The organism is Streptomyces sp. NPDC006687, assembly GCF_040636215.1.
Lineage (GTDB): Bacteria > Actinomycetota > Actinomycetes > Streptomycetales > Streptomycetaceae > Streptomyces.
Window position 1 is genome coordinate 52,392 of the sequence record NZ_JBEYJJ010000015.1, and the last position, 11,705, is coordinate 64,096.

At 73.4% G+C, this 11,705-nt stretch carries 15 protein-coding genes; 7 read left to right on the forward strand and 8 right to left on the reverse strand.

Features of this window, described 5'->3' with window-relative positions; all coding sequences use genetic code 11:
* Window positions 1–73: 73 nt before the first annotated feature.
* Window positions 74–289, reverse strand: a complete 216-nt coding sequence (locus tag ABZ716_RS19425; RefSeq protein ID WP_355966685.1) for a DUF6243 family protein — start codon at window positions 287–289, stop codon at window positions 74–76.
* A gap of 462 nt (window positions 290–751) precedes the next feature.
* Between ABZ716_RS19425 and ABZ716_RS19430 the strand changes: the two genes are divergently transcribed.
* From ABZ716_RS19430 to ABZ716_RS19445, 4 genes are all read left to right on the forward strand, one after another.
* A complete protein-coding gene (locus ABZ716_RS19430) occupies window positions 752–955 on the forward strand; it encodes a cold-shock protein (protein ID WP_351891890.1) in 204 nt (67 codons plus the stop codon).
* 230 nt (window positions 956–1,185) lie between these two features.
* Window positions 1,186–2,658 carry a DEAD/DEAH box helicase gene (locus ABZ716_RS19435; RefSeq protein WP_358960318.1) on the forward strand — a complete coding sequence of 491 codons (1,473 nt, stop codon included), beginning with the start codon at window positions 1,186–1,188 and terminating at the stop codon, window positions 2,656–2,658.
* Window positions 2,659–2,704: 46 nt separating this feature from the next.
* Complete coding sequence (locus tag ABZ716_RS19440; protein ID WP_358809598.1) at window positions 2,705–2,977, forward strand: CBS domain-containing protein; 273 nt, start codon at window positions 2,705–2,707, stop codon at window positions 2,975–2,977.
* 47 nt (window positions 2,978–3,024) lie between these two features.
* A complete protein-coding gene (locus tag ABZ716_RS19445; protein WP_358809599.1) occupies window positions 3,025–3,330 on the forward strand; it encodes an SCO5918 family protein in 306 nt (101 codons plus the stop codon).
* Between the two features lie 129 nt (window positions 3,331–3,459).
* On the opposite strand, the gene ABZ716_RS19450 is transcribed toward ABZ716_RS19445, so the two are convergent.
* Complete coding sequence (locus ABZ716_RS19450) at window positions 3,460–3,819, reverse strand: hypothetical protein (protein ID WP_351891899.1); 360 nt, start codon at window positions 3,817–3,819, stop codon at window positions 3,460–3,462.
* 629 nt (window positions 3,820–4,448) lie between these two features.
* Here ABZ716_RS19450 and ABZ716_RS19455 point away from each other — a divergent pair.
* Together ABZ716_RS19455 and ABZ716_RS19460 are read left to right on the forward strand one after the other, a co-directional pair.
* Window positions 4,449–4,787, forward strand: a complete 339-nt coding sequence (locus ABZ716_RS19455; RefSeq protein ID WP_351891902.1) for a MerR family transcriptional regulator — start codon at window positions 4,449–4,451, stop codon at window positions 4,785–4,787.
* A 260-nt stretch (window positions 4,788–5,047) separates the two neighbouring features.
* Window positions 5,048–5,218 (forward strand): LuxR C-terminal-related transcriptional regulator, encoded by a 171-nt coding sequence (locus ABZ716_RS19460; RefSeq protein WP_358960461.1) that lies wholly within the window; start codon window positions 5,048–5,050, stop codon window positions 5,216–5,218.
* Here ABZ716_RS19460 and ABZ716_RS19465 read toward each other — a convergent pair.
* On the reverse strand, window positions 5,206–6,039 hold the full coding sequence (locus tag ABZ716_RS19465; RefSeq protein ID WP_358809600.1) for a hypothetical protein: 834 nt from the start codon (window positions 6,037–6,039) through the stop codon (window positions 5,206–5,208). The two genes, ABZ716_RS19460 and ABZ716_RS19465, sit on opposite strands and share 13 nt — an antisense overlap.
* Before the next feature lie 57 nt (window positions 6,040–6,096).
* Window positions 6,097–7,056, reverse strand: coding sequence for an alpha/beta hydrolase (locus tag ABZ716_RS19470; protein WP_358960320.1), 960 nt, complete (start codon window positions 7,054–7,056; stop codon window positions 6,097–6,099).
* Between the two features lie 108 nt (window positions 7,057–7,164).
* On the opposite strand from ABZ716_RS19470, the gene ABZ716_RS19475 reads away from it, so the two are divergent.
* Entirely contained in the window at window positions 7,165–7,782 is a 618-nt protein-coding gene (locus ABZ716_RS19475; RefSeq protein ID WP_358960323.1) for a TetR/AcrR family transcriptional regulator, read from the forward strand.
* On the opposite strand, the gene ABZ716_RS19480 is transcribed toward ABZ716_RS19475, so the two are convergent.
* From ABZ716_RS19480 to ABZ716_RS19495, 4 genes are all read right to left on the reverse strand, one after another.
* Window positions 7,779–7,970, reverse strand: coding sequence for a hypothetical protein (locus tag ABZ716_RS19480; protein ID WP_358960326.1), 192 nt, complete (start codon window positions 7,968–7,970; stop codon window positions 7,779–7,781). The two genes, ABZ716_RS19475 and ABZ716_RS19480, sit on opposite strands and share 4 nt — an antisense overlap.
* A gap of 74 nt (window positions 7,971–8,044) precedes the next feature.
* On the reverse strand, window positions 8,045–9,259 hold the full coding sequence (locus ABZ716_RS19485) for a cupin domain-containing protein (protein WP_358960329.1): 1,215 nt from the start codon (window positions 9,257–9,259) through the stop codon (window positions 8,045–8,047).
* A complete protein-coding gene (locus ABZ716_RS19490; RefSeq protein WP_358960332.1) occupies window positions 9,256–10,251 on the reverse strand; it encodes a thiopeptide-type bacteriocin biosynthesis protein in 996 nt (331 codons plus the stop codon). The genes ABZ716_RS19485 and ABZ716_RS19490 overlap by 4 nt, the downstream gene beginning before the upstream one ends.
* A gap of 1 nt (window position 10,252) precedes the next feature.
* Window positions 10,253–11,692: a hypothetical protein gene (locus ABZ716_RS19495; protein ID WP_358960335.1), complete on the reverse strand. Its 1,440-nt coding sequence runs from the start codon at window positions 11,690–11,692 to the stop codon at window positions 10,253–10,255.
* Between the last annotated feature and the right edge of the window lie 13 nt (window positions 11,693–11,705).

The following is an 11,705-nucleotide window of genomic DNA, read 5'->3' on the forward strand; positions in this document are numbered from 1 at the left end:
ACGACCCACCGCACCCGGTCCGGCCGGCGCCCGCGGTCCGGGCGCCCGGCGTACCCGATGACCTGGCGGCGGGTCAGCTCTGGGCGGTGTCGTCGCCCGTCTGGGCGGCGGTCTCGGCCGTGTCCGTCTTCTCGCGCATCTTGCGCACCAGCTCCGCCTTGCGGTCGGCGGCGTTCCGGCGGTCGAGGTTGCGGTGCGGGCCGTTGTTCTGGCGCTCGGCGCGGGACAGCTTCTTGCGGTGGCCGCCGCCCTGGCCCACGGGGTTGTTGATGTTCTTGCTGTCGGTCACGGGTTCTCCCGGTCATGAGGTGAAGTGAGCTACGGATTCTTCGGCGGGCGACGGGCGGGGATGTCGCAGGACGTCGCAGGGGCCCATCACGCGCTCAATCGCGAATCGACCTCCAGAAGAACATGACAAAGACGGTACCCGGTTCCGTCCGGCCCGCACACCAGTGCCCTTCGCCGTCCCGGCGTCGTCGGCGGTGGGAGGAGAACGCTCCGTCGGCGGGTAATCAAAATCTGTTTTCACCGATGGAGAGTTTTCCGGGAGTCGCCGGGAGGATTTCTGGGGTGTCCGCGCCGGGGGGATTTTTGTCCCGACGCAGCCGACTGTGCCGTGCTACTGTCGTTCTCAGTTGCAGTTTTGGTACCCAAGAAACTTTCTACCGGATTCTTCCGGCGGGGCATCATCACGGCGACACGGCTTCCGCACAGTGCGGGAGCCGGTGTAACTGCCCCAAAGGAGATCGACATGGCATCTGGCACCGTTAAGTGGTTCAACGCGGAAAAGGGTTTCGGCTTCATCGAGCAGGACGGTGGCGGCGCTGACGTGTTCGCCCACTTCTCGAACATCGCCACCCAGGGCTTCCGCGAGCTGCGCGAAGGCCAGTCCGTCACCTTCGACATCGCGCAGGGCCAGAAGGGCCCGACGGCCGAGAACATCGTTCCCGCCTGACGCTGACACGTCGTCGCAGCTGGGGCCCGCATCCCTCGGGGTGCGGGCCCCAGCTGCGCGTGTCCCCCCGCAGGGCCTCCGCCCGCGGGGCACGGAATTCCCGGACCCCAGGAAATCGCTGCGGGTCAGAATCGCTCACGCATTCCATTCGGTCCGGTCTCGTGATTCCTTACGCCGCGTTTCCGCTGCGAGAATTCCTTGATACGTGCCGCATCAAAGAAGGTTCCGCCATGAACCGCACACGTATGACAGGCCATTCCTCGCGCAGCCGCAGCCAGACGGGTGGCCGGAGTTTCGCCCCCGCCGGGGGTTCCGGTGGCGGCGGCCGTTTCGGGTCGTCGGCGCCGCGCCGTCCGGGGGGTTACGAGCGCCGGGCCGTCCCGGTCGGGGGCGAATTCGCGCTGCCGGAGACCGTCACGCCCGGGCTGCCCGCCGTCGGGGCCTTCGGCGATCTCGATCTGCCGGCCGAGCTGCTGGCCGCCCTCGGCGTGCAGGGGGTGACCGTGCCGTTCCCCATCCAGGGAGCCACGCTGCCCAACACCCTCGCGGGCCGTGACGTCCTCGGCCGTGGCCGCACCGGCTCCGGCAAGACCCTGGCGTTCGGTCTCGCGCTGCTGGCCCGTACGGCCGGGCAGCGGGCCGAACCCCGCCAGCCGCTCGCGCTGGTCCTCGTCCCCACCCGGGAGCTGGCCCAGCAGGTCACCGACGCTCTCACCCCGTACGCCCGCTCCGTGAAGCTGCGGCTGACCACCCTCGTCGGCGGCGTGCCGCTCGGCAGGCAGGCCGGGGCGCTGCGCGCGGGCGTCGAGGTCGTCGTGGCGACGCCCGGCCGGCTGAAGGACCTCCTCGACCGCGGCGACTGCCGGCTGGACCAGGTCGCGGTCACCGTCCTGGACGAAGCCGACCAGATGGCCGACATGGGGTTCATGCCCCAGGTCACGGCGCTCCTGGACCGAGTCCGCCCCGGAGGCCAGCGGATGCTGTTCTCGGCCACTCTGGACCGCAACGTGGACCTGCTGGTGCGCCGCTACCTGAGCGACCCGGTGGTGCACTCCGTGGACCCCTCGGCCGGCGCGGTGACGACGATGGAGCACCACGTGCTGCACGTCCACGGCTCCGACAAGCAGCAGGTGACGACGGAGATCGCGGCGCGCGAGGGACGGGTGATGATGTTCCTCGACACCAAGCACGCCGTCGACGCCCTGACCGAGCACCTGCTGAGCAGCGGCGTACGGGCGGCCGCGCTGCACGGCGGGAAGTCCCAGCCCCAGCGCACCCGCACCCTCGCCCAGTTCAAGACCGGCCACGTCACGGTGCTCGTCGCGACGAACGTGGCGGCGCGGGGCATCCACGTCGACAACCTCGACCTCGTCGTGAACGTCGATCCGCCGACCGACCCGAAGGACTACCTCCACCGCGGCGGGCGCACCGCGCGCGCCGGTGAGTCCGGCAGCGTCGTCACGCTGGTCACCCCGAGCCAGCGCCGTGGCGCGGTCCGTCTGATGGCCGCCGCGGGCATCGTCCCGCAGGCCGCCCAGGTCCGCTCGGGTGAAGAGGCCCTGAACCGCATCACCGGCTCCCGGATCCCCTCGGGGGTCCCGGTCCGGATCACCGCGCCGGCGGCCAGGGGTCCCCGGGCCGGCGGCGCCTCCCGCGACCGGGGCCGCAGGCGGCCGCGTCCCGCCTTCGGCACGGCGGCCTGAGCACCCCGTGACCAGGAAACCGACCCCACCTGCCCGGGAGGCACCCTTGACGCCGTTCCAGACGCACCCCCGCTCCGCGCACGGCTCCCCCGAGGCTGCCGGACCGCAGGTCAGCGACGACATGACGGTGGAAGTGGCGCTGGCGGTGATGGCCAGCGCCCGCACCGGTCACCTGATCGTCTGCGACGCGGACGGCCTGCGTACGGGGCGGGTCACGCGGGCCGAGCTCCTCGCCATCCACGAGGGCGACACGTACACGGACCGGGTCCGGCTACGTGACCGCCGGAGTGCGGCCCTGGCCCCCGCCGCGGGCCTCTGAAACACTCATCACCCACGACCTTCCCCTCCGAACCTCTGTGAGGCACCGTGCGCTGTGTCATCGCCCGCTTTCCGTTCGACCTGACCAAGAACGGCGTCCTGGAGTCCATGAAGGGCGTCAAACCGGAAGAGATCACCGGCGATTCCGTGATCATCGGCCGCCGCGTCTACCCCGTCAAGCAGGTCGGCGAGGTCATCACCCGCCAGGACCGGCGTGACTTCAGTGCCGGTGAAGTCGTCCGGGCCATGGCCCGCCTCGGCTTCACCGTCCGCACCCTCGCCGAGGCCGCCGGGCCCGTCCCCAGCGCGCTCCAGCAGGCGTCCGCGGCGCTCGGCGCGCCGGCGTCCGCCTGACGGCAGGGCGGCCGGGCCGGTAGGACCCGGCATCGCACGTACGACGAGTAAGGGCCCGACCGGCACACGCCGGTCGGGCCCTTACTCGTATCCGGGGCTCGTCCACGACCCTCTCCGGCCGTGGAGGGGTCAGCGGTCGGAGTAGCTGAAGTCGCCCACGGTCCAGGCGCTGACGTCCGCGATCGAGACGCGGTACATCCCGCCCGTCTCCGGAATCCCCACGGGGCCCTGGAGGATACGGGCGACGTGGAAGTGCAGATGGGTGGGCGGCCCCTCCCTGGGTTCCGGAGCGGCGAAGGCGCCGGCGAACTGGCCCAGCCGGGGGGAGTCCGTCAGGACTTCCGACACCCGCTGCCTCCATACGGCTTCAGGAGCCAGCCTTCCGGTGATCACGCTGCCGTCGACGACCACGGTGAGGGACATCTGATTGCTCGGCCCGGACTCCACCAGTGCGGCGATGTCAACGAGCAGCTCGTCAGGCTTCGACATAGAAGCCGATTCTATGCACCGTCCGCGCCGGCCGGTGGCCGGTACCCCGACCGGACGGAAACAACCTGACGGGTCCCCGTCCGCACCCCGCTGACCTGCGGCGGGGGCTCCGCTCCCCGGGTTGGACCGACCACGCACATCTTCCTCACCCCGGCACGGCCAAAAATCTGCACTCGCCGCAGTAGACATTGGGCGCTGGCGTGGCTATGGTTTCTCTCGTAGCCAGAAAGTCCGCAGGGCCCGGCAGAGACGAACTGCCGGGCAGCAGTACCGCAGTACGCAGTACCAGCAGTGCGCAGTACCCGTTGGAAAGCAGTACCCGTAGTAGGCAGTACCCGCAGTATCCGTTGAAAAGCAGTTCATCACCGAGGGAAGAACGGAGGAGCCGAGCGCCATCAGGATCGCCCGGACGCAGTTCGTGAGTCCGGGTACCGCAGGACTATCGACAGTGAGGTGGTCTCCGGTCAGGCAACCGCGATCCCCGCAGACCCTGTCCCCGTTCGGGCGGGTCCGCGGAAACAGAAGGCCGGCGCAGGACTAGTGGCCGGCAGATGGTGTAGTAGTTCCTTCGGGGCCTTGGTGCCAGTACGGCGCCAAGGCCCCTCCACGCGTTCCATGAGAGAGGTTCAATGACAGCGGACGAATCGTTCGACCGTCTCGACGACGACGACTACCCCGCCTACACCATGGGCCGGGCCGCCGAAATGCTCGGCACCACGCAGGGCTTCCTCCGCGCTCTCGGGGACGCCCGCCTCATCACCCCGCTCCGCTCCGCCGGCGGCCACCGCCGGTACTCCCGCTACCAGCTGCGGATCGCCGCGCGCGCCCGGGAGATCGTCGACCAGGGCACGCCCATCGAGGCCGCCTGCCGCATCGTGATCCTCGAGGACCAGCTGGAGGAAGCCCAGCGCCTCAACGCCGAATACCGGCGCGCCGCCGAACGCACCGAGCCCCCGGCCTCCGCCTGAGGGCCCAGGGGCCCCGGGCCCCTCGCCGGCGCGTCGGGCGCGTCTGCACCTTTGGCCGTACGTGATCCGTACGCCTTCTCGACCCTTCGTTTCCCCCCGTTGCCGCGCCCTGATTCCGCGGGCCACGATGCCGATCCATGGCAACGCAACAGATCCCGGCCCTCCCGGCGCCGGCCCTCCCGGCCCCCGCTGGCCGTCGTGGCGGGCGGCTGCGCGGTGGGGCTCCCCGCTGCTGACGGCGCTCGCGCTGCAGACGGGAGATCCTCGCCGCGGTCCGGGAAGGGCTGACGAACCGGCAGATCGGCCGGCGGTTCGAGATCACCGAGGCGACCGTCAAACGCCATCTGCACAATGCCTACCGCAAGCTCGGCATCAGCTCCCGGGTGCAGGCGCTGAACAAGCTGGCCCGGACCCGAGATCATTGCGCGTAGGCGCGCGGCCTCAGGGGGTGGGCGGCCCGGGGGGCGAGGGTGAGGGCGAAGCCGTGGTTGGCGGCCACCGCCCGGGTGTGCGCGGCCGAGAGCGAGCCGTGGCGTTCCAGGGTGAGCGCGGGCAGGCCGGAGCGGCCTCGGGCGGTCGTGTGGTGGAAGGACAGGACCGTCGTCGAGGTCGGGGCGTGGTGGGGGTGGCGCCGGCGGGCGGCCGCCTCGTCCTCGTGGGCCAGGAGGGTGACGCCGGGCTCGTGGCCGAAGTCGGCGAGGACTCCCTCGGCGCGCCAGTGGGCCGGTTCGTACGCGGCGCCGGTGCGGTGGCGCGAGGGGTTCACCGAGGTGACGGCGAGGAAGTCGCTGTCGGTGCGGTCCAGGGCCGCGGCGAGGAACGCGTTGGACGGGCAGCGGTAGCCGGGGGCGATGAGCTGCACGGTGGGCACGCCGTCGTGGGTGGCGGTGAGGTGGCCGGGGATGCGGGTGGCGGCCGGGCCGCGGAAGCCGAACGGGCCGAGGGAGAAGAGGTCTTCGATGAGGTCCTCGACCTGCCGGCGCCGGACGGCGGCCGGCAGCCGGCTCCAGTCGAAGAGCGAGGTGACGCGCTCGCGGACCGTGGTCACGCTCCCGACCTGCGCGTGCGGGCGGCCCTTCATCCGGTTGACGCGCTCGACCACCGCCCGGTCGGGGCGGGCGGTGAGGGCGTAGAAGTTGCCGAAGCCGTGCGCGACGGCCCGGCCCTCGGCGAGGGAGAGGGCCGCTGAGCGCACGTCGTCCGGGTTGTCCAGGGTGGGGCGCCCGGGGTCCGTCGTCCGTCGTCGGGTCATGGCCGGCCTCCGCTTCGTCATCGTGTGCGGATGCCAAACGAGGAGACGGCCCGACGGTCACCCCCGCGTGCCGGGACCGTGGGCGGTGTCGGCCTCGTCCATGAAGGCCAGCATCCGGGCGTTGACCACGTCGGGGTGGTCGAGCTGGGGGCCGTGGCCGGTGGCCGCGATGATCTCGGCGCGGGCTCCGGGGATGATCCTCGGGACCCGCTCCAGCTGCCGCTTGGGGTGCACCAGAAGGCTGCGCTTGCCCATGACCAGGTAGAACGGCGTACGGATGGACCCCAGTTCGGCGTCGGTCAGCGGCAGCGGCGCCGGACGGCGGATGCGGAAGGCCCGCACGCCGGCCTGGATCCAGCGGCGCAGCTCCGGGACGACCAGCACCGGCTGCTCCAGCCACTTGGCCAGGGCCGGGCGCAGGGGCTTGGGGGCGAAGGTGGCGAAGAGGCTGGCGAAGATCCAGACGAAGAAGCGCAGGCCCACCTTCTCCAGTCCGCCCGGGTCGAGCGCGGTGACGGAGGCGAGCCGGCCGGGCCGCAGGTGGGCCTGGTTGATGACGAGCCAGCCCCCGTAGGAGGAGCCGACGAGGTGGACCCGGTCCAGGCCGAGCGCGTCGAGGGCCTCGTCCAGCCACTGCGCGGCGCGCTCGGGCTGCCACATGGGCTCGCGGTGGACGCTGCGGCCGGGGTCGCCGGGGGTGTCGAGGGCGTAGACGGGGCGTTCGGCGCTGAGCGCGGGGGTGTTGGGGTACCACTGGGCGGAGCAGCCGCCGGAGCCGTGGATGAGGACGACGGGCGTACGGGACTCGGCCGCCGGGTCGGCGGGGCCGTAGCGGTAGACGTGCGTGGTGCCGAAGCTGGTCTCCACGTCGGTCTCGGAGCGGAGGGGTGCGCCCATCGCGTAGAGGGCGTCGCAGGCGGCGAAGTAGCGGTCGCGGAGTTCCTCGCTGACGTAGCGGCCGAGGTCGCGGCGCGCGCGGGCCGTGGTGTCGGTGCGGATGTCGGCGCTGGTGGGCACGGCGGTACCTCCGGGTTGCTCGTCCGGTCTTCGTGGTACGACCGTACCATGATGATGGTACGGCGGTACCATGAACGCGGTGCAGGACGAGGGCGGAGGAGCCGGGACATGCCCAAGCGGGTGGACCACGAGGAACGGCGCGGGCAGATCGCCGAGGCGCTGGTACGGGTCGCCGGGCGGCGCGGACTGCACGCCGTCGGCATGCGGGACGTGGCCGCCGAGGCGGGGGTGTCGCTGCGGCTGGTCCAGTACTACTTCGAGACCAAGGAGAAGCTGCTCCTCTACGGGCTCCAGCACCTCACCGACCGGTTCACCGCCCGCGTCGGCGCCCGCCTGGCCGCCGCCGGGCCGGCCCCGGGCCCGCGGGCGACCGCCGAGGCGCTGCTGATGGCGTCACTGCCCACCGACGAGGAGGGCCGCACCTTCCACCTGCTCTACACCTCGTACGCGATCCTCTCCGTGACCGACGAGGCCCTGGCTGCCCAGCCGTTCATCGACAACCCGGACGCGGCCGAGGACGCCCTGGCCGGGCTGATCGCGGGCGCGCAGGAGGCGGGCCTGGCCGACCCCGGGGCGGACGCGCGCCTGGAGGCCGTCAGCCTGCTCGCCATGGCGGGGACCCTGGGCACGAGCGTCCTGGTGGGCCAGCGCGGGCCCGCGGCGGCCGCCGCGGTGCTGCGCCACCACCTGGACCGGATCTTCACCGTCCCGCCGGACGTCTCCTAGCGGGACGCCTTCGGGACGGCGCCGCCGCGCGGACGGCGGAGGGTGTAGATCACGGTGGAGATGCCGGCCGCCAGGGCCAGGATGCGGGGCAGCGGCTGTACGTCGTGGGGCAGTGCGCCGATGGCGACGACGACGGCCAGGGTGAGGACGACGACCAGGGCGACGGTGATCAGGGGACGGGAGTTCATTGCGGTCTCCTTCGGGAGTGAGGGGGATGCCCGCCCCGTGCGCCGGGGGAAGGCGCACGGGGCGGTCGGGCGGGTCAGACGCGGGTGAGGAGCCCCTCGTGCCACAGCCGGCGGACGACGTCCTCGGCGACGGGGAGTTCCGCCGGGGTGAAACGGGGTCGGTCAAGCAGCTGCGCCAGGACGGGGGCGGCCGCCTCGGGGAAGGCCAGCACCCGGTCCGCGAGGTGGAGCACGAGGTGTCCGCCCTCCACGACGGCCCTGAGCACCGTCTCGCGGTGGACCTCGAACACCGTGTCGCGGGTGATCGCCTCGTCGGCCAGCACCGCCGAGACCTGGCGCAGCGGTGCCGGGAACGTGCCGATCGCGCCCTTGGCCAGGAGCCCGGCCAGCTCCTCGTCGGAGGTCCCGGCGAACCAGTCGGCCAGGCCCCGGCGCAGCCGGCCCACCGCCTCGGCGGCGGTGGCGGGGTCCCGTACGAAGTCGGCGGGGAAGGCCGTACGGCCGGGCACCTCCACGATGCGCGACAGCAGCTCGCCCACCGCCCAGTGCTCGGTCCACGCCGTCAGGCTCAGGGTCAGGTGCAGGGAGGAGACGCCCTCGCTGCGCGCCGAGTGCACCCAGCCGCGCGGCAGCCACAGCACGTCGCCGGGCTCCAGGGTGAGCACCTTCCACGGCTCCATGGCCTTCAGGCGCTCCGTCGTCCACTCGGGGCGCTCGCGCAGCCGGTCCCAGGACTCGTGGGCGAGCGGGGCGGGCAGCACCGGCTCGCGCAGGGTCCACACCTTGCTGCCCTCGACCTGCACGACGAAGGAGTCGCGGGGGTCGAAGTGGGCCGCGAAGCCCTGGGACTTGGGCGGGGTGACGTACGCGTTCACGTGCACCGGCCGCGAGGTGTCGTGGGCCAGCCGGCGGGTGAAGCGGGCGAGGGGCTCGCTGTACTCCTGGAGGCCCTGCATCACCAGCGAGGCGCCCTCGGCGAGTTCACCGGCCGTCCTGCGTACGTCAGGTGCGTCCGCGTACATCAGCGTGGGGCGGGTGTAGCGCTGGTCGGCGATCTGGGCGCCGCCGCTGATGACGCGGAAGTCGGGCAGGCGGCGGCCGGACGCCGCGAGGGTGGCGTCGAGGGCGGCCCAGCCGAAGAGGTCCGCGAAGCCGCCGGGGGCGCGGAACACCACCGGTTCGGCCGGCGGGCCGGCGCGGAACCCCTCCGGGTCGGCGGTCAGCCGGCCGAGCGCGGTGAAGTCCGGCCGGGACAGGGCGGAGGGGGTGGTGGTTGCCGTCGTCGTCATGCCGTCCTCGCTGCGGTGGGGAGGGGGGTGGTCGGGGTGGGCGCCGGCGCGGTCACCTGTGCCGGGGCGCCGGACTGGCGGGCCAGGAGGAGGTAGCTGCGGAGCTCGTCGAGCGTGCCCAGGCCGAGCCGGTTGTGGAGCATGTGGACGTGGGAGAAGACGATCCGCGCCGTGTACGTCCCCTCCGCGCCGAGCGGTCCGGCCACCGCCCGCGCCAGCGCCGTCCGCCAGGCGCGCAGCGGTCCGGGGGAGCTGGTGGCCCGCGCGACCAGGTCATGGCCTTCGGCGGCGAGCCGGTCGGCCGCGACGACGCACTCCGCCTCCAGCCCCGTCAGCACCTCCTGCGGGTAGCCCGCCCGCAGCGCCCAGTCGCTCCACGAGCCGGCCCCGAAGGCGGCGAACAGCCCGGCGTCGAGCACGGAGGCGGCGACCGCCGTGGCCCGCAGGGCGAGCGCCGTACGCGCCCGGTCGGAGGGGCGGGTGCGCAGGAAGGCCAGGCACAGCTCGCTGGACGTGCCGAACAGGTCCTCGGAGACCTCGATCAGGGCGGGCCCGCCGTAGCGCTCGAACTCGGGGGCGTACGTGCTCGGGTACACCCCCGGCGCCAGCAGCTCCCGCTCCTCGACGGGGACCCCGCCCTCCCCGGCCGTGGCCAGCCGCCGGGACTGCACGGCGAACCGGGCGGGGTCCAGGGGCTTCTCCCCGGGCAGGAGGACGTTCGCGGCCGCGAGCCGGTCCTGGAGTACGCGGCCCAGCGCGGCGGCGTCCGGCGGCGCGAGGTCGCGGGCGCGCAGGCGGACGTGCGGCCCGCCCTGCCAGTAGCGCATGAAGAACCAGCTGCCGGGCGCCAGTCCGGCTGTGGCCGGGCCGACCACGTCGGTGACGACCCGGTCGCCCACGGAGCGGTCGGAGGCGGCCAGGTGCAGGTGCCAGGCGGTCCAGAGCCGGGGGCCCGTCGGGGCGGGGGTGGATGCGTAAGTGGTTTCCTTCATGTCACAACCTCAGGTCCAGGGGGAGTCCGTTGAAGCGCGGGGTGCCGCTGATGACGGACAGCAGGACGGTCTCGTCGGGCGCGAGCCCCAGTGGCCGCTGGACGGCGAGCCCGTCGAAGGCGCGCGCCGGCCGGGCGTACAGCCCGTGGGCGGCGGCGTTCAGGCACAGGCCCTGGGTGATCCAGCCGGCCACGTACTGGGCCAGCGTCCAGGCACCCGGCCCGAGTTCGGCGATCAGCCCGTGCTGGCGGACCGAGCAGAACCACACCGCCGAGGCGTGCCGGACATCGCAGCCGTTGCCCGGCGCCAGCTTGTAGCCGTAGTCCCGCTCCAGGGCGGCCAGGGCGCCCGCGCCGGGGCGGTGCGGCAGCAGCCGGCCGCCGCTGAGGCGGTGGACGCCGTCCTCGAAGCCGTCGGTGGCCTGGACGGCCACGGTGACGTTCACGTGCTCCGCGACCCGGCGCAGCAGCTCCCCCGGCGGCGGCACGGCCGCCCAGGCGGTGGCCCCGGCCAGCGAGCCCTCCGGCACCTGGCGCAGCCGCCCCGCCATGCCGGTGAGGCCGCGGGGCATACGGCCGGAGCCGCGCTCCCACAGCACCTCCGCCCAGCTCAGGTCGAGGGCGGCCGCCTCGCGCGGGATGGCGGGGGTGAGGAGGGCCGGGTCCTGGGGGGCGAGGGCGGCCTGCGCGCGGTTGACGGCCAGGATCTCGTCGAGGGAGGGGTCGGCGGTGGGGGGCCGCTCCCTGTCAGCCGCCGGCGGGGCCGGCTCGGGCCGTCTGGGACCGTCCAGGTCCACGGTGAGGGGCAGGCTCCACTCCCCGTCCGTGAGGCCCAGTTCCGTCAGGGCTCCCTCGGTGGCGGGCAGCGTCAGGCGGCCCGGTACGCCGAAGAGTTCCAGGCCCACCGCGAGCGCGCGCAGCGAGATGCCCAGCTCCAGCTCGGTGAGGGTGCCGCGCAGCGGGCCGTAGAAGGCCGGGAGCCGGGTGTAGCGGCCGGCCAGCAGGATCCGCCGGGCGGTGTCGCGGGCCGCGCCCGGGAGCTCCGCCAGCGCGTGCCGGTGCACGTCCAGGACCCGGGCGGGGCCCTCGCCGGTGAGGAAGGCGTGCACCGGGAACAGGCTGCGTACGGAGGGCAGCGCGCGGTGCTCGAAGTAGGGGTTGGTCAGCTCGGCCCGCTGGAGCCCGAACGCCGCCAGCAGCGCCCGCTCCGGCCGCCGGTCCGCGCCGGCCACCCGCCCCGCCGGGAACGCGGTCCGCTCCAGCAGCTCGGTGGTCCCGTACGGCAGCGTGGCGGCGTCCGCGCCGGCCGCCCCGTCGGGGAGCGGGCCGGACGCCTCGGCGACCTGGGCCGGGGTGGGGAACTGCGAGCGGCCGGTGCCCTGCGCGTGGGCGTAGCGCAGCACGCGGCGGGACAGGGCGTCCGTCGTCATCGACGTGCTCATCAGGGGCCGCCTC